The sequence below is a fragment of the Myxococcus xanthus genome (assembly GCF_013116825.1).
Lineage (GTDB): Bacteria > Myxococcota > Myxococcia > Myxococcales > Myxococcaceae > Myxococcus > Myxococcus xanthus_B.
On sequence record NZ_JABFNS010000002.1, the window covers coordinates 43,348 to 64,468 of the forward strand.

Here is a 21,121-nt window from a genome sequence, read left to right on the forward strand (position 1 = left end):
GCGCGAGCCGCCAGGGAGCGTGCGTCCCTGTCGTGTCCGCGCTCAATCGGTCGCGACGGGCTCCGCCGCCACGGCCTCCTCGCGGCGCTGCTCGTTGTACACGGACAGCCGCAGCGTCAGCACGTAGGTGACGCAGCAGGCGAGCACGGCGGGCGGGCCATACGCGGAGCCGAACACCTCCAGCACCAGGGCGATGGCCGCCAGGGGAACGCCCACCACCGCCACCAGCGCGGAGGCGATGCCCACGACCACGAACACCGTCACGTCCGCCGGCCCCGTGCCCGTCACCGACGCGAGCATCTGCGCCGTGGCCGCGCCCGAAACGCCGCCCAGCACCATGCTGGGGATGAGCATGCCCGCCGAGCCACCCGACTGCACCGTGAAGCCCGTGGTGAGCAGCTTCCCACCCACGATGAGCAGCAGGTACCACCACAGCGACAGCGGCCCCGGCGTATCCGCTAGCAGCTGGGCGATGGTGTACTCGCCCATGCCCAGCACGTGCCGGAAGTCCATGCCCACGCCGTAGTAGAGCCCTCCGGCCACCAGGATGGTGCACAGCGCCCCCATGGCGCCGCGCAGTACCGGGCTGACGCGCTCCACCACCTGGCGCGTGTGCTTCATGGTCAGGCCGAACAGCAGCGCGACGGGCGCGGACACCGCCACGGCCACCAGCGCGGTGAGGCCGTACTCCCCCAGGGTGTACGTGTGCGGGTGCGGCGGCGCCACGAAGATGGGCTTGAAGCCGAGGAAGCGGTTGTTGAGCGCGTACGCGATGATTCCCGCCAGCAGGCAGTACGCGAGCTTCCGGTAGACGATGCGGTTGCCGTAGACGACCTCGAGCGCGAAGAGCGCGGCGGCGAACGGCGCGTTGAGCAGCGTTCCCACCGCCGCGGCGATGCCCGCCAGTTGGCAGGTGCGCAGCGTGTGCTCGGAGCGGGCACGGGTGAGGCGGGCCACGCCCGCGCCCAGGGACTCGCCCACCAGCACCACCGGACCCTCCAGCCCGCCCGACGCGCCGGTGCCCAGCGTGAGCAGCGTGGCCACCGCTTTGCGCAGGGCGAGCCGGATGGCGGGCCGTGAGTAGCGAGGGCGCGGGTCGTCCGCCGGGTCCTCATAGGTGATGTGGTAGTTGAAGAGCGCGACGTTCACCCCATCCGAGGCCACGTCGCTCCAGCCAGGCCGGCGGTTGAGCAGCCCTCGCAGCAGTCCGCCCAGCAGCAGCACGCCCGCGAGCACCAGCGGCGCCCACCAGAGGCTCCGCCCCGACGCGAACGCCAGCAGCGTGTCACTGGTGGCATGGACGCCATACCGCAGCGCCGAGCACACTCCCCAGACGAGCACCGTGCCCAGGACCACCCGGCCCACCGTGCGCAGCACCGTGTCCCACGAGTCGTGAAGGGCACTCTGCTCCTCGTCCAGGGGCTCTCGACGGCCAGCCATGGAGCGAGAGGGAATGTGCTTGGAAGTCAAGGCGAATGTCCGTGGCCGGAGGAGCGATTACCTCTAGAGAAACACCCAGTAAGAGTCGGCCGGGTGCTTCGTTGGCCTGGGCGATTCGTTGGCCTGGGCGAAAGGAGCCTCGAAGCGCCATGCCCCAACACCCTTCGCACGCGCCGCATTCCCGCACGCCCCCTCCCTCTCCGGCCGGGGATGCGCCCGCCATCGACCCCGTCTGCGGCATGAAGGTGGACCCGAACGCCCCGAAGGGCGGTCACCTGGAGCACGCCGGGCTGACCTATGCCTTCTGCAATCCCCGGTGCCGGGAGCGGTTTCGCGCGGACCCGGAGCGCTACCTCTCGCCCGCGGAGACCGCGCCAGAGCCGACGCCGGTGACGGCGGCCCTGTACGTCTGCCCCATGGACCCGGAGGTCCGCCAGTCGCATCCCGGCGCCTGCCCCAAGTGCGGCATGGCCCTGGAGCCGCGCACGGTGCTGGCGGAGGAGCCGCCGGACCCGGAGCTGCAATCCATGTGGCTGCGCTTCCGCGTGAGCCTGGTGCTCACTGCGCCGCTGCTCTTGCTGGCCATGTCGGACATGCTTCCCGGGCAGCCCGTGCAACACGCGGTGTCCGCGGGCGTGCTGGCCTGGGCACAGCTCGTGCTGGCCACGCCCGTGGTGCTCTGGGTGGGCTGGCCCTTCTTCCAGCGTGGCTGGGCGTCGGTGCGCAACCGGCACCTCAACATGTTCACCCTCATCGCGCTGGGGACGGGCGCCGCGTATCTGTTCAGCGTCTTCGCCACGCTGCTGCCGCAGGCCCTGCCACAGGGACTGCGCACGGGGCACAGCGGCTCCGCGCCCCTCTATTTCGAAGCCGCCGCCGTCATCGTCACCCTGGTCGCGCTGGGGCAGGTGCTGGAGCTGCGCGCCCGGCACGCGACTTCCGGTGCACTGCGGGCGCTGCTGAGCCTCGCGCCGCCGGTGGCGCGGCGAATGGGAGAGGACGGTCACGAGGAGGATGTGCCGCTCGCGAGCGTCCAGCCTGGGGACACGCTGCGCGTGCGCCCCGGAGAGAAGGTGCCCGTGGACGGCGTGGTGCTCCAGGGGACCAGCGCGGTGGATGAGTCCATGGTGACGGGCGAGTCGCTGCCCGTGGAGAAGGCCCCGGGCACGCAGGTGACGGGCGGAACGGTGAATGGCACGGGCTCACTGGTGATGCGCGCCGAGCGCGTGGGCCAGGACACGTTGCTCTCCCGCATCGTCCAGCGCGTGAGTGAAGCGCAGCGCACCCGCGCGCCGATTCAGCGGCTCGCCGACAAGGTGGCGGCCGTCTTCGTTCCGGTGGTCATCGTGGTGGCGGTGGTGACGGCGGGCGTGTGGGCCATCTGGGGACCCGAGCCCCGGTTGGTGCACGCGGTGGTCAACGCGGTGGCGGTGCTCATCATCGCCTGCCCCTGTGCGTTGGGGCTGGCCACGCCCATGTCCGTCATGGTGGGCACCGGGCGCGGCGCCCAGGCGGGCGTCCTCATCCGCGACGCGGCGGCGCTGGAGCGGTTGGAGGCGGTGGACACGCTGGTGGTGGACAAGACGGGCACGCTCACCGAGGGCAGGCCGCGCCTCGTGACGGTGGTGCCCGCGCCAGGCTTCGAGGAGGCGCGGCTGCTGCGGCTGGCCGCGAGCCTGGAGCGTGGCAGCGAGCACCCGTTGGCCGCGGCCATCGTCGCGGGCGCGAAGGAGCGTGGCGTGACGCTGGCCCCCGTGGAGGACTTCCGCTCGCTCACGGGCAAGGGCGTTGTGGGCAGGGTGGAGGGGGCCGAGGTGGCCCTGGGCAACGCGGCCCTGACGGAGGCGCTCCAGGTGCATGGAGGGGAACTGACCTCCCGGGCCGAGGCGCTGCGGGCAGGGGGCCAGACGGTGGTGCTGGTGGCGGTGGCGGGGAAGGCAGCGGGGTTGCTCGGTGTCGAGGACCCGGTGAAGTCCTCCACGCCGGAGGCCCTCGCGTTGCTGCGCGAAGAAGGGCTTCGGGTGGTGATGCTCACGGGTGACAGCCAGACGACGGCGGACGCGGTGGCGCGGCGGCTGGGCATCACCGAGGTCATCGCCGGGGTGTTGCCCGAGGTGAAGGGCGACGCCGTCCGGAAGCTCCAGCAGGAGGGGCGGGTGGTGGCCATGGCGGGAGACGGCGTCAACGACGCGCCCGCGCTGGCGCAGGCGGACGTGGGCATCGCCATGGGCACCGGGACGGACATCGCGATGGAGAGCGCGGCGGTGACACTGGTGAAGGGGGACCTTCGGGCCATCGCTCGGGCACGCCGCCTGAGCCAGGGCACGCTGCGCAACATCCGGCAGAACCTCTTCTTCGCCTTCATCTACAACGCCGTGGGTGTGCCGGTGGCGGCGGGCGTGCTGTACCCCGTCTTCGGTCTGCTCCTCAGTCCCATCTTCGCCAGTGCCGCGATGAGCCTCTCGTCGGTGTCCGTCATCGGCAATGCGCTCCGGCTGCGGAAGCTGAAGCTGTAGGCCCGGTGGTGGAGGAGGCCGCCTGCACCGGGCTCCCTCCCTCGAGCTGGGGGCGGGCGGCCCGCCGAGGCCCACCCGCGCGGCGCTGGGATGCCCACCCTTGAGCTCGAACGCATCAGCCCCTGGGAGAGGTGGACACCATGGCCGTAGCCGAAGCGATGAACGCCGACAGCGACATGCGCCAGTGCATCGAGGACTGCCTGGCTTGTCACCGCATCTGCATGGAGACGCTGACGTATTGTCTGGGAATGGGCGGCAAGCATGCGGATGCCAGGCACCTGCGCTTGCTGATGGACTGCGCGGAAATCTGCCAGACGAGCGCGAACTTCATGCTGCGGGGCTCGGAGCTGCATCGCCGCACCTGCTTCGCCTGCTCGGAGGTCTGCGGGCGCTGCGCGGAGTCCTGCGCGCAGATGGGCGAGGACGTGGTGATGAAGGCCTGCGCGGACATGTGCACCCAGTGCTCGGATTCGTGCTGGAGGATGGGCGGCGGTGTCATGCCGCGGACGCCCAACCCGGAGGCCGCCCAGCGCGCCGCCGACCTCCCCGCGTGAGGGGGCGCCCGGAAGAGTCCAGGCAAGCCGGAACGGCCCTGTCGCGGGGCCCTTCACTCGCCGTCAAGGCCGATTAGAGTGCGCTCCATGAGCTCTCGCGAGGAGGGGCGCGCCTCCGGTACGCCCGCTGGACATATCTCCGTCGTCCACCTGCCCAACGCCTGGTTCATCCTCTGTGCTTCGAGTGAGCTGGGGGACAAGCCCCTGGCGCGCATGCTCCAGGGCTCGCCCCTGGTGCTCTTCCGAGGTGAGGGCGGCAAGCCCGCGGCCCTGGTGGACCGCTGCCCGCACCGCAACGTGCCGCTGTCGCTGGGCCGGGTGAAGGAAGGCCAGCTCCAGTGCGGCTACCACGGCTGGCGTTTCGACGGCGCGGGGCAGTGCCGCGCCATCCCTGGCTTCCTGGGCGAGCCCGGCGCGCGTGCTCGCTGTGCCACGGCGCATGCCACGCGTGAGCAGGACGGCTTCGTCTGGGTCTACTCCTCGCCGGGCGTCGAGCCCACCACGGAGCCCTACCGCTTCCCGCTTCTGGAGGCGCGCGAATACACCACCGTGCGCCGCGCGCTGCGGGCTCCCGGCTCGCTGCACTCCACGCTGGAGAACACGCTGGACGTGCCCCACACCGCGTACCTCCATGGCGGGCTGTTCCGCACCGAGGAGAAGCGGAACGAAATCGACGTGGTGGTGCGCCGGAGCGCGGACAAGGTGGAGGCCGAGTACATCGGCGAGCCGCGTCCCAGCGGGCTCGTGGGCCGGCTGCTCGCGCCGGGGGGCGGGGTGGTGCAGCACTTCGACCGCTTCCTGATGCCCTCCATCGCCCAGGTGGAGTACCGCATCGGTGACACCAGCCACATCATGGTGACCTCCGCGATGACGCCCGTGTCGGACTGGGACACGCTGGTGTACGCGGTGGTGACGTTTCGTCTGCCATTGCCCCGCTGGTTGGTGCGCGCGGCGCTCCCGCTCATCATGCCCGTGGCGCTCCACATCTTCGGGCAGGACGCGCGCATCCTCCGGCAGCAGACGGAGACCATCCGCCGCTTCGGCACGGAGGCCTATGCCTCCACGGAGATCGACGTGCTGGGTCCCGGCATCCTCCGCCTGCTGCGCGCCGCCGAGCGCGAGAAGCCTGGCGCCGTGGGGGACGCGGTGCATGAAACACGACTGAAGATGCGGACCTGAGAGGCATTGCGATGTTGCGTTCCCGCGTGACGCGGTTGCGTGCTCGCGTGACGCAGTCTCACGCCGTCGCTCCCTCCAACGGGTTGATTTCGGAGACATGGGGCATTGGCGCGCCTGTTGCTTGGTACGTGTCAGCTCCACGCATTGTCCGTGGGGCGTTGTTTCACGCCCGAGGAATCCTCCCCATGAATATGAAGACCTTGCTCGTCTGGCGTCCACGCCTGGGGGGCAGAGCCATCGCGCTCGGCCTCTCGCTGTCGGCCCTCGCTGGACTGGGGGTGGTGCCCCGCGAAGCGGCTGGATTCACGCAGAGCGGAGCGGGCGTCGCCTTTGGCAATGGCATCCCCATGGGCCATGAGTGGATCACCCGGCTCGCGGTGCTGGAGCTTATCGGTGGCGACCCCATCATGCAGCCGGACCCGAAGGATCCACGCAAGGGCTGGACGAAGGGCAAGGCGAAGAACACGAATCTCTCGTCGCCGGAGGCGCAGCGCGAGCTCAACCGCATCAGGAGCTCCAAGTACGCCGACCAGCGATATCAGTCCACGTACAAGGCTGTCTACGACGCCATCGTCGGTGAGCGCTGGGTGGACATCGCGGGCTTCAACGTCACCAACGGACAGATGGGCAAGTACAATTGCTTCGACGCCGTGGCCCAGGAGCCGGTCGAAGTCCAGTACGACCACTTCATGCGTCGCTATGACGACCGCGACGCGAATGGTGGCGTGAAGGCCGCGAAGGAGTCGCGGTCGCGCTTCGTCAAATACTTCGTGGATGCGGCGATGGCGCCGCCCTCCATCATGCGGGTGTGGGACGGCGGCGGTTACAGCGCGCAGACGGACGTGGACCGCAACTATTTCCTCTTCGGCCGGGCGGCGCATCTTTTTGAGGACTCGTTCAGCTCTGAGCACGTGGTGCGCATCCCGGCGGACAACTACGAGCGGGTGCGTCAGGTGAAGAGCTACCTGTGCGCATCAGGCGCCGAGCAGCACTCTCACTCGATGAAGGATGTCCTCAGCTACCAAAGTGGTGACGCCATCTGGTTGCCCGGAACGCAGTTGGAGACGGGGTGGAGCGCTTACAAGCCCAGCTTCATGAAGACGCAGGCGCTCGTCGCGACGGAGGCGACCAAGGACCTGTGGGCCGCGTTCATCCGGACCATGGGCACGCCGATGTCGAAGCGGAAGCAGGTGGCGGAGGCGGAGGCGAACCGCCTGGCGGACAACTGGATGGGCATGGACGAGGCCGAGGCTCGTGCCTGGTACAACGACGAACGTCGCCGGGACTCGACCTATGTGCTGGCGAGTGGCCAGACAGGGAAGGGCCAATCGGTGTCTGCCTGCATGAAGGGCCTTGGTGTCGGCTCGGGCAACCAACTCGACAAGGTGAAGGAACTGGAGGAGACCCAGCGTATCTGTCTCTACAACGTAGAGGCGGAGCCAGGATACGCGGACCTCTTCGACCCTTCCGTGCGGATGCCGTTCAACTGGCGATGGAAGAGTTCGACGTGGCAGATGCCCCCGAAGGATTGGAAGATTCCCGAGCGGGCGGCGGACACCGGAAAGCGGGTGCGCATCAAGAGCGTTTCGAATGGGCAGTACATGTCCGCGCCGGATGGCGTCGCGCACAACCAGTGGCTCTACTGCCGCGCCAACTCCACCCCGCTCGATTTCATCCTGGTGGGCTCGCAGAGCGACGGCTTCTACCGTGTCGCCTCGTCTCCTGGGCTCTTCATGAGCTATACGACGTCGACGGGGGCCGTGAAGCTGTGGAATTCTCCGACGCAGGCGAATTACAAGCTGGAGAGCTCGTCCACGGGACACGCCATCAAGAGCCTGTACTGGAACCAGTACATGTGGTTGTCCAAGGAGTCTCCCTACATTACGAAGGCCGGTGACCCCAAGGCGCGCAGCGCCTGGTGGGCCGTCGAAGGGCTGTAGTGACGGTGCTCGCCCCCTCCTTTCGAGAAGGAGGGGGCTTCGTGTGCGCCGGCGAGTCGTTCCGTTCAGGGGGGAAGGGTTCGTCGAGGAGTCTGTCTCACCTGCGAGCCGCCTTCCGGGCGGCCAGCCGCTGTGTCATCCGCTCCTGCCACCCGTGCACGAAGGCATAGAAGGTGGGTAGCACCAGCAGGGTGAACAGCGTGGAGGTGACGAGCCCGCCCACCATGACGACGGCCAGGGGGCGCTCCACTTCCGTGCCGTGCAGTGGCAGCACCAGCAGCGGCAGCAGGCCCAGGATGGCGGTGCCAGCCGTCATCAGCTTGGGGCGGACGCGGCCGATGCTCGCCTCTCGGATGGCCTCATCGAAGGGCTTGCCGTGCTGCATGAGCAGCTTCGTCTGCGCCACCAGCACCAGGCCATTCTGGACGGCAATGCCAAACAGGCCGATGAGGCCCACCAGGCTGGACACGTTCCACGTCTCCCCGGCGATGAGCAGCGCGAGGATGCCGCCGACGAAGGCGTCCGGGAGGGTGGCGATGATGACCAGCGACTCCGCCAGCGAGCCCAGCGCCAAGTAGAGCAGGATGAACACCGCGAGCAGGGCCACCGCGATGGCGACCGTCATCGCCTGCGCGGCGCGCTGCTGGCTCTCCACCTTCCCGCCCACGTCCAGGAAGTAGCCGGTGGGCAGCTTCAACTCCGCCGCCAGCCGCTCGCGCACCTCGGCCGCCGTGCTGCCCAAGTCCCTGCCCGCGACGCTGGCCTCCACGGCGATGCGCCGGCTGCCCGCCTCGCGGCGGATGCTGCCCGCGCCGAACGTCTCCTCGATGGAGGCCAGCTGGCTCAACGGGATGCGCGTGCCGTCATGGCCATCCACCAGCAGGCCGCGGATGGCGGTGGCGTCGCCCCGGCGGTGGTCCGCCAGCCGCAGCAGCAAGTCGTAGCGGCGCTGGCCCTTCCATACCTGGGCGAACTCCTGGCCCACCATCCCCACCTTCACGGCTTGGATGACGTCCCCGGGTGTCAGGCCCACGCGCGCCACCGCGGCGCGGTTCACGGTGATGCGGAGCTGGGGGAGGCCGGTCAGCTTCTCCGCCCGCAGGTCCTCCACGCCTTCCACCTTCGCCATGATGGCCTGCGCCCGCTCGGCCAGTCCGGCCAGCGTCTCCAACTCCGGCCCGAAGATGCGCACGGAGAGGTCCGCCGGGCTGCCGCCGAGCCCTTCATCGATGCGCATGCCCAGCGGCGTGGTGAACAGCGTCGACACCCCAGGGACCTGCCCCACCGCCTCGCGCATCGCGGCTTCCAGGTCCTCCATCGAGCGTCCCCGCTCCGGCTTGAGGATGACGAGCACGTCCGACAGCGTGTGCGGCATCGGGTCCTCCGTGCGCTCGGCGCGGCCCGTGCGGCGCACCACGTCCTCCACCTCCGGGAACTTCAGCAGCGCGTCCTCCACCAGGTGGTTGAGCCGGTCCACCTCCTCCAGCGAGGCCTCCGGCGGAAGCACCGTCTGGAGCAGCAGCGCGCCTTCATCCAGCTTCGGCATGAAGTCGCTGCCCACCACGAAGGCCAGTGACAGCGCGGGCACGGTGATGGCTAGGGCCACCAGCCGCACGAGGCCCGCGTGGCGCATGCACGCCTCCAGCATGGGCGCGTAGACGTGCTTGATTTTGCGGATGAGCCACACGTCCTCGGGCTGTCCTTCGCGGGGCGCGCGCAGGAAGAGCCCGGACGCCACCGGCACCAGCGTCAGGGCCAGTCCCAACGACGCCGTCAGGCAGGCCACCACGGCCGCGGCGAGCGGTTGGTACATGCGCCCCTCGATGCCCGTCATGGCGAACAGGGGGATGAACACGGAGACGACGATGAGCGTGGCGAAGGCAATGGGCCGGGCCATCTCGATGGACGCCGCCAGCGCCACGTCGCGCCGCGAAGCCGTGCCCTCCGCTTCACGCAGGCGGTGGACGATGTTCTCCGTGACGATGATGGCCGCGTCCACCAGCAGGCCCACGGCGATGGCCAGTCCTCCCAGCGTCATCGTGTTGATGCCGATGCCGGCGAACTTCAGAAGCACGCCCGCCAGCGCCAGGGACAAGGGCAGGGTGAGCGTGACGATGAGCGCCGCGCGCCAGTCTCCCAGGAGCAGGAAGAGCACGAGCACCACCAGCACCGCGCCCAGCAGGATGGCCCGGCTGACGCCGCCCAGCGCGGAGTCCACCAGCACCGACTGGTCATACACGATGCGAAGCTGCACACCGGGCGGAAGGCCCTGTTTCAGCTCCTGGATGGCGACGCGGATGCCCGCCGTCACCTGCTGTGTGTCCGCGCCGAACTGCTTGATGACACGGCAGCTCACCACCTCGCCCTTCAGCCGGTGGGCGATGCCCCGGCGCACGGCGGGGGCCTCGCGGATGTCGGCCACGTCACCCAGCAGCACGGGCGTGCTGTCGCGCACGGCGACCACGGTGTCGCGCAGGTCCTCCACGGACTCCGCGCGCCCCACCGCGCGCACCGTCCACTCCATGGGGCCCTGCACCACGAAGCCGCCCGAGGCGTTCACGTTCGCGCCCTCCAGCGCGTGCTCCACCTGGTTCAGGGTGATGCCGCGCGCCACCATCTGGTCCGGGTCGAGCTGCACCTGGAACTGGCGCAGGTAGCCACCCAGGCGCTCCACGCCGGCGACGCCGGGCACGGCGAGCAGCCGGTTCTTCACCTCGAACTCGGCCAAATCCCGCAGCGTCATCAGCTCCGCCGCGCCGGGCTCCGCTTCCAGGGTGAACTCGAACACCTCGTTGAGCCGCCCGGTGAGGCTGGAGACCAGCGGCGCGTCCGTGCCGGGGGGGAGCTCGCTCTGCGCCTGGGCCACGCGCTCGACGACGTACTGCCGGCTGCGGAAGTAGTCGGCGTCTGGCTCGAACTCCACCGTGAGCTGGGTGACGCCCAGCTGCGAGGTGGAGCGGATGCGGCGCACGTCGGGCAGGCCCGCGAGCGCCACCTCCATGGGGATGGCCACGGACGTCTCCAGCTCCTGCGCGCCCATCGCCGGGTTCTGCACGATGACGTTGAAGATGGGCGCGGACAGGTCCGGGAACACGTCGCGCGTCAGCCCCTTGATCGCCACCGCGCCGAAGGCGGAGAGCGCCAGGGCCAGCACCACGGTGAGACCAGGCCGGGCGAAGGAGGACCGCAGGACGCGGTTCATCCAGGAGTCGGGGGCGTCAGTGCGCATGGCCGTCACTCCCTCCGCCGCTCAGCTTCTCCGCCTCCGCCTTGAGAAGGAACGCGCCTTCCACCACCACCTGCTCGCCGGGTTTCAGTCCGGTGAGGACCTCCACGTCGCCGCCCAGCGTGCGGCCCCGGCCCACCTCTCGCCGCTCGAAGACGCCGCGCGTGTCCGTGGGCAGGAAGGCCACCCAGCCACCTTCCAGCCGCTGGAGCGCCGCCGCGGGCACGACGGTGATGGGCGCTCCCGGGTCCCCCAACGGGATGTAGGCCGACGCGGACATGCCGGGCCGAAGTTGGCCGTCGGCGTTGTCCAGCTCCAGCCTCACGGGGATGGTGCGTGACGTCGCATCCACGCGCTGCCCCACGTGGCCCACCTTCGCCATGAACTCCTGGCCGGGAAAGGCCGCGAAGGTGATGCGGGCCTGCGTGCCACGCTGGATGCGCACGGCGTCACGCTCGAAGGCGTGCACCACCAGCCACAGCGAGGACACGTCACCAATGCAGAACAGTGGAAGGTTGGGGTCCGCCATCTGCCCCATCCGCGCGGTGCGTTCGACGACGGTGCCGGACAGGGGGGCGCGCAGGACGAAGCCCGGGGGGACGTTGCCGCCGCGCAGCGCTTCTTCGCTCACGCCCAGGGCCACCAGCTCCGCGCGCGCGGCGGCGACCGAGGCCTCGGCGGCGGCGGCCTCTGCTTCGGCGGCTTGCACGTCCTTGCTCGCGATGATGCGCTCGTCAGCGAGCGTGCGCTTGCGCTCGGCGGCCTGACGCGCGGCCTGGGCCTGGGCCTGGGCCGCTTGCAGCGCCGCGCGCGCCTTGCCCAGCTCGGGGCTGCGCAGGTCCGCGAGCTTTTCGCCCTGCTTCACCACCTGACCGGTGGTGACGAAGACGGCGCTCACGCGGGCGGCGATGGGGGAGGCCACCTCCGCGTAGGCGTCCTCGCTGAAGGTGAGCTCTCCCAGGACGGTGACATTCTCACCGCCCGGTCGCACGCCTACGGGCGCGGTGGTGATGCGCAAGTCTCTCAACATCTCCGCCGCGATGCGGACATGGGGTTCGCCATGGTCGTCGTGGTGGGCACCTGCCTGGGCGGGGGGCTCGTCGTGTCCGTGCGCTTGCTCTTCGTGCGGCGCCTCGCGCTTGCAGGCGGTGAGCAGGAGGAGGGCGGCCACCGCGGCGTGGAGGGGCTTCATGGAAGGGCTCCGGTCTCCACGGCCAGTTGGACGCGGGCGAGGGCAGCCTGGAGGAGGCTGTCGAGGTAGGCGGCACGGGCTTCCAGCGTGTCGCGGCGAACGAGGAGGAATTCGGCGAGGCCCATCTCTCCGGCTTCGTAGGAGCGGCGAGCGAGACTTTCGTTGTCACTGAGCAGCGGCAGGGCGTCGGCTTCCAGCAGCGTCACGGCTTCCAGCAGCTTGCGGTGCTGCACGCGCGCGGCCTCCACCTGGACGTCCACTTCCAACCGGGCCGCGGCCAGCAGGGATTGGAGCCGGCGCACGCGGGCGTCGCCCGTCACCCGGGCGTTGTCTCCCCGGGCGAAGAGCGGCAGCGGCACGCTCAGGGCACCAAGGTAGGCGACTTCATCAATCTCCCGCTGGTACAGAAACCCCGCGGTGATGTCCGGCCAGGCGCTCGCCCGGCCCATGCGGCGGTCGGCATCCGCCTGGGCGAGTTCCGCTTCCAACGCGGCGATATCGGGCCGCGCCGCCACGGTGTCTGTCTTCACCTCCGTGACAGGCTGGAGCGCGAGCACGCGGAGCTCGCCGCGGATGGCCAACGGATGCGTGAGCGGAAGGCCCAGCATCGCGCGCAACTGGTGGAGCTGGGCGGCCTCGTCCCCCTCCGCGGTGGCCACCTCAGCGCGCATTCGGGCCAGGGACACGCGCGCCACGTTGACGTCCACCACGGGCACATCACCGGCCTCGAAGCGCCGCTGGGCGGAGTTCGCGGTCTCCCGGGCGGTGGCCTCGGCTTCTCGCGCGAGGCTCAGCCGCTCCCGCGCGTGCAGTGCCTGGAGGAAGCGCGCGGCGACGTCACCCAGCACCCGGCGCTCGGCGTCGCGCTGGTGAGCCGTCGCCAACTCCAGGCCGGCGCGCGCGGACTCCCGGCGGGCGCCGCGCTTTCCACCCAGCTCGAAGGCCTGGCTGATGCCCACGCTCAAGTCCAGCCCGCGCACGGTGGGGTTTCCCGGCGAGCCAGGGGCACTGCGCGGGCCCGCCTGGAGCTCGAAGGTGGGGTTGTCGTTCAGCAGCGACGCGGCGGCCGCCACATCGCCCTGGGCCTCGGCGGCGCGGCCCGCGGCATCCAGCAGCGCGGGTGCGCGCTGGCGGGCCAGGGCCAGGGTTTCTTCAAGGGACAGCGCGGCGTCGGCGGAGCCCGGCCGGGCCGCGGCGACACGCGAAAATAGGAGTGCGGCGGCGAGCCCGAAGGCTGCCACCGTGAGTGGATGGGGCACGGCGATGACCTCGCGAAAGGGAGGCGTGCGTCAGGTGGAGCGTGCCCCGTGACGACACATGGGCACACCTGTCCTGGCGGACGCGAGCGAACGAGACGGCGGACGCGACCTACGCGAGGGGGACTATGGGGACGTGGAGGATGTCACGCCCGTCGGCCGACAACGGTTCGGACTTCTCGTAGGCGACGCGCAAGGGCCGCGACACGAGCAGCACGAAGGAAGACGGCGGGGCATGCGCGGCCACGGTGCGCACGTGGGCACAGCAGGTGCAGTCGATGCAGTCCGGGGCGCACTGCCCCTGGTCATCATCGTCCGGGCAGCTCTGCGTGCAGACCTCGCCCACCGCGCCAGTGAGGGTGGGCATCAAGCCCCCCAGGCCCGGGGCGAACAGGAACAGGCAGACGATGAGCCAGATTCGGAGCACGCTGGCGACCTTCTACCACGTTTCCAAACGCAATGCGTGCGAGGGCCTCACACCGGGTGAGTCCCTCGCACGCAGGGGAAGAAGACGGTCAGGAGATGCCCTTGCGCAGCCGGTTCCAATCGAAGTTGGGCGCCGGGTCGTTCTTGCGGCCCTTGGGGACCGCCACGTCGGCGTGGCCCACGATGTTCTTCATCGGAATGTTGTGCTGCTGCTTCAGGTAACCGGTGAGCTGGGTGAGCGACTTGTACTGCGCCTCGGTGAAGGGCGTCTTGCCGCTGCCGTCGTTCACGATTTCGATGCCAATGGAGCGGTTGTTGATGTCCGAGGGCACGCCGTGCAGCTCGCCCTTGCCCGCGTGCCAGGCGCGCTTGTCGTCACCGACCAGCTGATAGATCTTCCCGTCGCGGTCCACCATGTAGTGCGCGGACACCTTGCTCTGCGGATTGCGCATCCACGACAGGTCGCCCGCGCCGTTGTTGGTCGCGGTGTGGTGCATGACGATGGTGTCGATCTTCGTCCCGCCGCGCGAGTTCTGGTTCGGCGAGGGCGCGTTGATGACCGCGGGCTTGGTGAACTTGCCGCCCGGAGTGGTGGGCGTGGTGGGGGCGCTGGTGCCCAGCGCCTTCTTCAACGCCGCGTGCGTGAGGTCACCGTAGAAGCCGGTGGTGGGCAGCTTCTTGTCCGCCTGGAACTTCTTCACCGCCGCTTCCGTCTGCGGACCGAAGATGCCGGGGCCCGTGCTCACCTGGGCCTTCGTCATGTAGCCCACCTTCACGAGCGCATCCTGCAGCTGCTTCACCTTGGGCCCGGAGTCGCCCTTGCGCAGGCCCGCGGGCGGCGCGGAGACCGTGGAGGCCGCGGCGGCGGCGGTGCGAGGGGCCTGCGCCTGAGTGGCGCGGAACACGGAGGAGAGCGAGGGCAGGCGAAGGCTCATGAGGGCTTCCGGGGGGTAGATGCTGCGGAAATCTGCCTGGATTATCGGCGCCCAGCCCCCGGGAGTTGCGTAACTCCCGGGGCGAACTTGAGTGTCCAGTTTCAGCCAGATTGCATTTTTTCAGGCTGTCTGGGTTTCGGCGGGCAGGGGTGGCTCTCCCGTGCCTTCCTCTGGCTGCTCCTGGGGAAGGTGGCGCCGCTTCCAGAGGGCGAAGATGGCCGGATACACGGTCAGCTCGAGTAAAAACGACGTCACGAGTCCGCCCACCAGCGGCGCGGCGATGCGCTTCATCACGTCCGCGCCCGTGCCGGTGCTCCACAGCACGGGGAGCAGGCCAATCATGTCCGTCATCACCGTCATCAGCTTGGGACGGATACGACGCGCCGCGCCATCAACGATGGTCTCCGTCAGGTCGGCCATGGAGCGCAGCCGTCCCTCCTTGTCCGCCTTCTGATGGGCCAGGGTGAGGTAGAGCAGCATCACCACGCCCGTCTCCGCGTCCAGCCCGGCCAGCGCGATGAGCCCCACCCACACGGCGATGCTCATGTTGTAGTCGAGCAGGTACAGCAGCCACACCGCGCCAATCAGGCTGAAGGGCACCGCCAGCAGGACGATGCCCATCTCCACCACGGACTTCGTGCTGAAGTACAGCAGCAGGCACACCAGCAGCAGGGTGACGGGAATCACCACCTTGAGCTTCTCCGTGGCGCGCTCGAAGTACTTGAACTGGCCGCTCCACTCCACGCGCACGCCGGTGGGCGTCTTGACCTCGCGCGCCACCACCGCCTTCGCGTCCTTCACGTAGTCCGCGATGGGCCGCGCGGTGTCCACGAAGACGTAGGTGACGAGCTTGCCGCCCTCGCTGCGAATCATCGGCGGGCCCTGCACGAAGCGCACGTCCGCTACCTGGGCCAGCGGCACCTGCGCGCCGGTTGGGGTGGGGACCAGCACTTCCTTCAACAGTTCGGGGCTGTCGCGGTACTCACGCGCGTAGCGCACGTTGATGGGGTAGCGCTCGCGGCCCTCCACCGTCTGGGAGACGTTCTCTCCGCCGATGGCGCCCATCACCACCTCGTTGATGTCCTTCACGCCCAGGCCCAGGCGCGCGGCCTCTTCCCGCTTCACCCCGATGTCCACGTAGAAGCCGCCGGTGGAGCGGTCCGCGAACGCGCTGCGCGTGCCGGGCACCTGGGCCACGGCCTTCTCAATGGCCACCGCCGCTTGCTCCAGCGTGTCCAGGTCGTCGCCAAACACCTGGATGCCCAGCGGACTGCGGATGCCGGTGGCCAGCATCTCCGTGCGCGTCTGGATGGGCATCCAGAAGATGTTGGGCATGCCCGGGTACTGGAGCGTCTCGTCCATCTCCGCCAGCAGGGCTTCCCAGGTGAGGCCCTTGCGCCACTCGGACTTTGGCTTGAGCACCACCGTCGTCTCGAACATGGACAGGGGCGCCGGGTCCGTGGCCGTCTCCGCGCGGCCCGCCTTGCCGAAGACGCTGACCACCTCTGGAATGCGCTTCAGCTCCGCGTCCATGGACTGGAGGATGCGCGTGGCCTCGGTGATGGACATGCCCGGCGGCGAGGTGGGCATGTAGAGGATGGCGCCTTCGTTGAGCGGCGGCATGAACTCATGGCCCAGCCGCATGAAGGCCGGCACCGTCATCGCCATGGCCACCACGGACAGCGCCACCACCACCTTGGCGTGCCGCACCACGAAGCGCACCACCGGCATGTAGAGGGCCACCAGCCAGCGGTTGAGGGGGTTCTCGTCCTCCCGGCGGATGCGTCCGCGGATGAAGAGCACCGCCAGCGCGGGCGTGAGCGTCACCGCCAGCACCGCGGCGAAGCCCATGGAGTACGTCTTCGTGTACGCCAGCGGCTTGAAGAGCCGGCCTTCGGTGGCCTCCAGCGTGAAGACGGGGAGGAAGGCGACGGTGAGCACCAGCAGCGTGCCGAAGATGGAGGGCCCCACCTCCTGCATCGCGGAGATGATGACCTCGCGCCGCTCGCCGGGGCGGCCTTCCGCCTCCCACGCCTCCAGCTTCTTGTGGATGTTCTCCACGATGATGATGGAGGCATCCACCATGGCGCCAATGGCGACGATGATGCCGCCCAGGCTCATGATGTTGGCGGTGAGCCCCTGGTAGTACATGGGGATGAAGGCGAGCAGCACCGCCAGGGGCAGCGTGAAGATGGTGACCAGCGCGCTGCGCGCGTGCATCAGGAAGAGGAAGATGATGAGGCTGACCACCAGCATCTCCTCCACCAGCGCCCGGCTGAGCGTGCTGATGGACTCCTCGATGAGCCCCGAGCGGTCATAGGTGACGACCAGCTCCACGCCCTCCGGCAGGCCCGCGCGCACCTCTTCCAGGCGCTCCTTCACCGCGTCGATGACGGTGAGCGCGTTCTCCCCGTAGCGCATGACGACGATGCCACCGGCCACCTCGCCCTTGCCGTCCAGCTCCGCGACACCCCGGCGGATGTCCGGCCCCAGGCTCACCGTGCCCACGTTGCGCACCAGCACGGGCGTGCCGTCCCCGCTCACCTTCAGCGGGATGTTCTCGATGTCCTGCGTGGAGCGGATGTAGCCACGCCCTCGGATGATGTGCTCGTGGCCCGCGATTTCCATCACCCGGCCGCCCACGTCCTCGTTGGACTCGCGGACCGCGCGTGTCACCTCGCCCAGCGTCACGCCGTAGGCGCGCAGTTGGTTGGGGTCCACCTGCACCTGGTACTGCTTGACGATGCCGCCCACGCTGGCGACTTCCGCCACGCCGGGCACGCTGGACAGCGCGTAGCGCACGTTCCAGTCCTGGAGGCTGCGCAGGTCCGCCAGGGAGTGCTTGCCGCTCTCGTCCACGAGCGCGTACTGGAACACCCAGCCCACGCCGGTGGCGTCCGGACCCAGCATGGGCGTCACACCCGCGGGCAGGCGTCCGCGCGCCGTCTCCATGTATTCGAGCACGCGGCTGCGCGCCCAGTACATGTCCGTGCCGTCCTCGAAGATGACGTAGATGAAGGACATGCCGAACATGGACTGGCCACGGACGGCCTTCACCTTCGGCGCCGACAGCAGGGAAGAGGAGATGGGGTAGGTGATCTGGTCCTCGACCAGGTCCGGCCCACGTCCCATCCATTCGGTGAAGACGATGACCTGCGTGTCGGACAGGTCGGGGATGGCGTCCAGCTTGGTGTTGCGAACCGCGTGGACGGCCCATACCGCCAGGCCGCCCACCAGCAGGATGGTGAGGAACGGGTTGCGCGCGCACGCGCCGATGATGCGGCCGATGAAGCCCTGTTCGCCGTTCTCAGTGGGCTGCATGGCTGCCTCCGAAGTCATCCGTGGCGGAGCGGATGCGGCTCTCCGCCGCGATGAGGAAGTTGCCGCTGGTGACGACGACGTCGCCGGGCGACAGGCCCTCCAGCACCTCGTAGGTGCCGTTGCCCTTGATGCCGAGCTTCACCTCCTGGGGCCGCAGCCGGCCCTCGCCCAGGTCCACGAACACCAGCCGCCGCGGGCCGGTGTAGATGACGGCCGAGTCGGGAATCTGGAGTCGCGGCGCGCCGCCCTGCAGGACGAAGCGGACGTCCGCGTACATGTCCGGCTTCAGCTCCAGCTCCGGGTTGGGCAACTCGATGCGGATGCGCCCGGTGCGCGTGGCGCCTTGCAGGGACGGGTACACGTAGCCGACGCTGCCCGCGTATTTCTTCCCAGGCAGGTAGGGCAGGGTGACTTCCACCGGATGGCCCGGCTTCACGCGGGCCAGGTCCTGCTCGTACACGTCCGCCTCCACCCACACCTTCGCCAGCGGGGCGATGCGGAACAGGCGCTCACCGGCCTTCACCGCCGCGCCCTCCACCACGTTCTTCTCCAGCACATAGCCGCTGGCGGGCGCCAGGAAGGGCATGTTCTCCACCGGCTGGCCTCGCTGGGCGACGCGCTCGATTTGCGCCGCGGACAGGCCCCACAGCTCCAGCCGCTTGCGCGCCGCGCCCACGAGCGACGCGTTGGCCGCGCTCTGGCTCTGACGCGCCAGCAGGTACTCCTGCTGCGCGGCGTAGAGCTCCGGGCTGTAGAGGGTGAAGAGGACGTCGCCCTTCTTCACCGGCTCGCCCGTGGCGTTGACGCGCAGCTCGTGGATGTAGCCGTCCAGCTTGAGGGTGACGTCCACCAGCGACTTCTCGTCGAAGGTGACACGGCCGAGCGCGCGCAGGGACAGGTCCATGGAGGCCTGCTCCACCTTCGCCGTCTTCACGCCGATGCGCTGCCGCCGCAGGTCGTCCACCCGGATGATGCCGCTCGCCAGCTCGGCGCGGCTGACGGGGGTCAGGTCCATGCCGCAGATGGGGCACGCGCCCGGGCCGTGCTGCTTCACGGACGGGTGCATGGGGCAGGTGTAGTGCGCGATTTCACCCTCGCCGTGAGCACCCTCGGGAGCGGCCGAGCGCCACTCGCTGGCGGAGCCACACGCCAGCATGCGCCGGCCCATGTACGGGTTCTCCAGCTTGGGCTCGCGCTGGAGCCACTGATTCACCCCCTCCACCATGGGGCATTCGAAGACGTGCCAGCCTTCCTGGAGCCGCGGGTCGGCGGCCGCCAGGGCGATGAGCGCTTCGCTCACGCGCGCGAAGTGCTGGCGCGCTGCCTCGGGGTCCTTCGCGGAAGCGAGCTGCGAGGCGCCGTCCGCGCCCTGCTGGAGCCAAGCCTTCAGCGGCGTGCCATCACCCTGTGTGGCCTCGGCGGCCTGCTGGAGCGCGGCCTTCAGCGCTCCCGCCCTGGCCTCGAGTCCTTCCATGGCGTCCTGCGCGAGCAAGGCCCGTGCGGCTTCGTAGGACTCGAAGGCCGCGCGCGTGTACTCCAGGGCGGCGTCGGGCAGCGGCGTGCCCGCGCCGCTGTGCGCCTCATGCGTCGCGGGCGCGGTGCCGGTGTGGGACGTGGCACCGAAGAACCAGCCCGCGAGGGGCTTCCAGGCCACGACGACGATTACGGCGAGTGCCAGCACTCCCAGCCAGGGGGCGATGCGGCGGCGGTTCGGGGGGCTCATCGCGTCTCTCCGTTCCGGGGCAGCCCCGGGGTGTGGCCCATGGCCTTGTCCAACTCCGCCCGGCGGCGCTGCACGTCCGCCAGGGCTGTCTGTTCACGCAACTCCACGCGGCGCAGGCCGCGCTCCGCCTCGATGAGGACCTGGAAGCTGTTCTTGCCGCTCTCGAAGCCCGCGCGGGCGGCGGACACCTGGTCCTTCGCCGCGGGGATGAGCCGCTCCTGGAAGAGCGCCACCACGCGCCGCGCCTCCTCGGCACGCGAGCGCGCCTGCTCCACCTCGACGCGGATGTCGGAGATGAGCTGCTCTTCCTCCCGGCGCAGGCGCTTCAGGCCGGATTCGGCCTCCCGCACAGCGGCCTTCCGCTTGCCGAAGTCGAGCGGGATGTTGAGGGTGACGCCCGCCATGAACTGGTGGGGCGTGTCCATCCACATGGAGTTGTACTCACCCATCACCATGACATCCGGGTAGTAGTCTCGCTTCGCGAGCCGGACGGCGGCCTCGCCTCCACCGAGCCGGGCCCGCAGGCCCTCCAGCTCCGGGCGCAGGCGCAGCGCTTCGTCTTGCAGCCGTTCGGCGGGCACGGACTCCGCGGCATGCGCGGGCATGGCTTCCGGCATGGGCGGCAGCGGTGCCTGGGGGGGGCGGTGCAGCAGGCCGTTGAGCTGGGCGCGAAGCCGCTCGCGCTCGGCTTCGAACATCACCTGTTCGCGCAGCACCTCGCTCAGCTCCACCTCCGCCTGGAGCGGATCCTGCTGCGAGGCGCGGCCGGTGACGTATTGGGCCTCCGCGCTCTTCTTGAGCTGCCCGAGCAGCCGCAGGTGCTCCGCCGTGACGTCGAGCGAGCGCTCCACGACGAACAAGTCATCGAAGAGCGTGGAGGCCGTGAGGGCCAGGCGCAGACGCAGGGCCTCTCGGTCCTCGCGCATCGCTTGCGCTTCCGCCAGCGCCATCTCCCCTCGCAGGCCACGCTTGCCAGGGAAGGGGAGCTGTTGGCTCAGCCCCACGACCTGTCCGAAGGGCACGCTGCCAGTGATGCTCAGCGGCGCGACTTCATAGGTCAGCATCGGGTCCGCGAGCGCCGTCTCACGCGGGTAGCGTTCGAGGCTGGCGCGCCACGCCTCACGCGCTGCTTCCAGTGAGGGGTTGCGCGCGAGCACCTGCCGCACCAGCTCCGCGCGCTCCAGCACGGTGGCGCTCGAGAAGGGCTCGGGTGCCTGGGCCTCGGGGGCCTGCCGGGCAACGGCTTCGAGTTGGGATTGATACCGCTGCTCATTGGCTCCGGCCGCGCCGGGGCCCAGCCACACGGCGACACCGGTGGCGAGCACGGCCCGCGTGGCGGACCGCCTCCAGGTTCCATGGGGTGACATGACTTCCTGCTCCAGATGACGGGATACGAGCCTGTCGCCGGGAGAA

Annotated in this window: 13 protein-coding genes; 4 read left to right on the plus strand and 9 right to left on the minus strand. The window is 69.7% G+C overall.

Annotated elements, in window-relative coordinates:
• Positions 1–42: 42 nt before the first annotated feature.
• A complete protein-coding gene (locus tag HNV26_RS00995) occupies positions 43–1,440 on the minus strand; it encodes a chloride channel protein (RefSeq protein WP_171439360.1) in 1,398 nt (465 codons plus the stop codon).
• A gap of 35 nt (positions 1,441–1,475) precedes the next feature.
• Between HNV26_RS00995 and HNV26_RS01000 the strand changes: the two genes are divergently transcribed.
• The 4 genes from HNV26_RS01000 to HNV26_RS01015 all read left to right on the plus strand — a co-directional run bounded on the left by HNV26_RS01000 (position 1,476) and on the right by HNV26_RS01015 (position 7,629).
• Positions 1,476–3,956, plus strand: a complete 2,481-nt coding sequence (locus tag HNV26_RS01000; RefSeq protein ID WP_171439361.1) for a heavy metal translocating P-type ATPase — start codon at positions 1,476–1,478, stop codon at positions 3,954–3,956.
• Positions 3,957–4,096: 140 nt separating this feature from the next.
• On the plus strand, positions 4,097–4,510 hold the full coding sequence (locus tag HNV26_RS01005) for a four-helix bundle copper-binding protein (protein WP_171439362.1): 414 nt from the start codon (positions 4,097–4,099) through the stop codon (positions 4,508–4,510).
• A gap of 87 nt (positions 4,511–4,597) precedes the next feature.
• Positions 4,598–5,689, plus strand: coding sequence for a Rieske 2Fe-2S domain-containing protein (locus tag HNV26_RS01010; RefSeq protein WP_171439363.1), 1,092 nt, complete (start codon positions 4,598–4,600; stop codon positions 5,687–5,689).
• Between the two features lie 185 nt (positions 5,690–5,874).
• The gene (locus tag HNV26_RS01015) at positions 5,875–7,629 is read left to right on the plus strand and encodes a hemolysin D (protein WP_171439364.1); all 1,755 of its coding nucleotides are present in this window, start codon (positions 5,875–5,877) and stop codon (positions 7,627–7,629) included.
• 97 nt (positions 7,630–7,726) lie between these two features.
• Here HNV26_RS01015 and HNV26_RS01020 read toward each other — a convergent pair whose 3' ends face one another.
• The 8 genes from HNV26_RS01020 to HNV26_RS01055 form a co-directional block, all read right to left on the minus strand.
• Positions 7,727–10,858: an efflux RND transporter permease subunit gene (locus HNV26_RS01020; RefSeq protein WP_253816048.1), complete on the minus strand. Its 3,132-nt coding sequence runs from the start codon at positions 10,856–10,858 to the stop codon at positions 7,727–7,729.
• Positions 10,848–12,047 (minus strand): efflux RND transporter periplasmic adaptor subunit, encoded by a 1,200-nt coding sequence (locus HNV26_RS01025; protein ID WP_171439365.1) that lies wholly within the window; start codon positions 12,045–12,047, stop codon positions 10,848–10,850. Before HNV26_RS01025 ends, HNV26_RS01020 begins: the two co-directional genes overlap by 11 nt.
• On the minus strand, positions 12,044–13,306 hold the full coding sequence (locus HNV26_RS01030; protein WP_171439366.1) for a TolC family protein: 1,263 nt from the start codon (positions 13,304–13,306) through the stop codon (positions 12,044–12,046). Before HNV26_RS01030 ends, HNV26_RS01025 begins: the two co-directional genes overlap by 4 nt.
• A gap of 109 nt (positions 13,307–13,415) precedes the next feature.
• Entirely contained in the window at positions 13,416–13,730 is a 315-nt protein-coding gene (locus HNV26_RS01035; protein ID WP_171439367.1) for a hypothetical protein, read from the minus strand.
• Between the two features lie 88 nt (positions 13,731–13,818).
• A complete protein-coding gene (locus HNV26_RS01040) occupies positions 13,819–14,664 on the minus strand; it encodes a peptidoglycan recognition protein family protein (protein WP_171439368.1) in 846 nt (281 codons plus the stop codon).
• A gap of 120 nt (positions 14,665–14,784) precedes the next feature.
• Positions 14,785–17,985, minus strand: coding sequence for an efflux RND transporter permease subunit (locus HNV26_RS01045; RefSeq protein ID WP_171439369.1), 3,201 nt, complete (start codon positions 17,983–17,985; stop codon positions 14,785–14,787).
• Positions 17,972–19,708, minus strand: a complete 1,737-nt coding sequence (locus tag HNV26_RS01050) for an efflux RND transporter periplasmic adaptor subunit (protein ID WP_171439370.1) — start codon at positions 19,706–19,708, stop codon at positions 17,972–17,974. The genes HNV26_RS01045 and HNV26_RS01050 overlap by 14 nt, the downstream gene beginning before the upstream one ends.
• Positions 19,705–21,075 carry a TolC family protein gene (locus HNV26_RS01055; protein ID WP_171439371.1) on the minus strand — a complete coding sequence of 457 codons (1,371 nt, stop codon included), beginning with the start codon at positions 21,073–21,075 and terminating at the stop codon, positions 19,705–19,707. Before HNV26_RS01055 ends, HNV26_RS01050 begins: the two co-directional genes overlap by 4 nt.
• Positions 21,076–21,121: the final 46 nt, after the last annotated feature.

Bases quoted from the DNA above. Each gene is read 5' to 3' on its own strand.
- HNV26_RS01040 (WP_171439368.1), bottom strand. From the start codon at position 14,664: ATGAGCCTTCGCCTGCCCTCGCTCTCCTCCGTGTTCCGCGCCACTCAG.
- HNV26_RS01055 (WP_171439371.1), bottom strand. From the start codon at position 21,075: ATGTCACCCCATGGAACCTGGAGGCGGTCCGCCACGCGGGCCGTGCTC.
- HNV26_RS01005 (WP_171439362.1), top strand. From the start codon at position 4,097: ATGGCCGTAGCCGAAGCGATGAACGCCGACAGCGACATGCGCCAGTGC.
- HNV26_RS01020 (WP_253816048.1), bottom strand. From the start codon at position 10,858: ATGCGCACTGACGCCCCCGACTCCTGGATGAACCGCGTCCTGCGGTCC.
- HNV26_RS00995 (WP_171439360.1), bottom strand. From the start codon at position 1,440: ATGGCTGGCCGTCGAGAGCCCCTGGACGAGGAGCAGAGTGCCCTTCAC.
- HNV26_RS01010 (WP_171439363.1), top strand. From the start codon at position 4,598: ATGAGCTCTCGCGAGGAGGGGCGCGCCTCCGGTACGCCCGCTGGACAT.
- HNV26_RS01050 (WP_171439370.1), bottom strand. From the start codon at position 19,708: ATGAGCCCCCCGAACCGCCGCCGCATCGCCCCCTGGCTGGGAGTGCTG.
- HNV26_RS01015 (WP_171439364.1), top strand. From the start codon at position 5,875: ATGAATATGAAGACCTTGCTCGTCTGGCGTCCACGCCTGGGGGGCAGA.
- HNV26_RS01000 (WP_171439361.1), top strand. From the start codon at position 1,476: ATGTCCGTGGCCGGAGGAGCGATTACCTCTAGAGAAACACCCAGTAAG.
- HNV26_RS01025 (WP_171439365.1), bottom strand. From the start codon at position 12,047: ATGAAGCCCCTCCACGCCGCGGTGGCCGCCCTCCTCCTGCTCACCGCC.
- HNV26_RS01045 (WP_171439369.1), bottom strand. From the start codon at position 17,985: ATGCAGCCCACTGAGAACGGCGAACAGGGCTTCATCGGCCGCATCATC.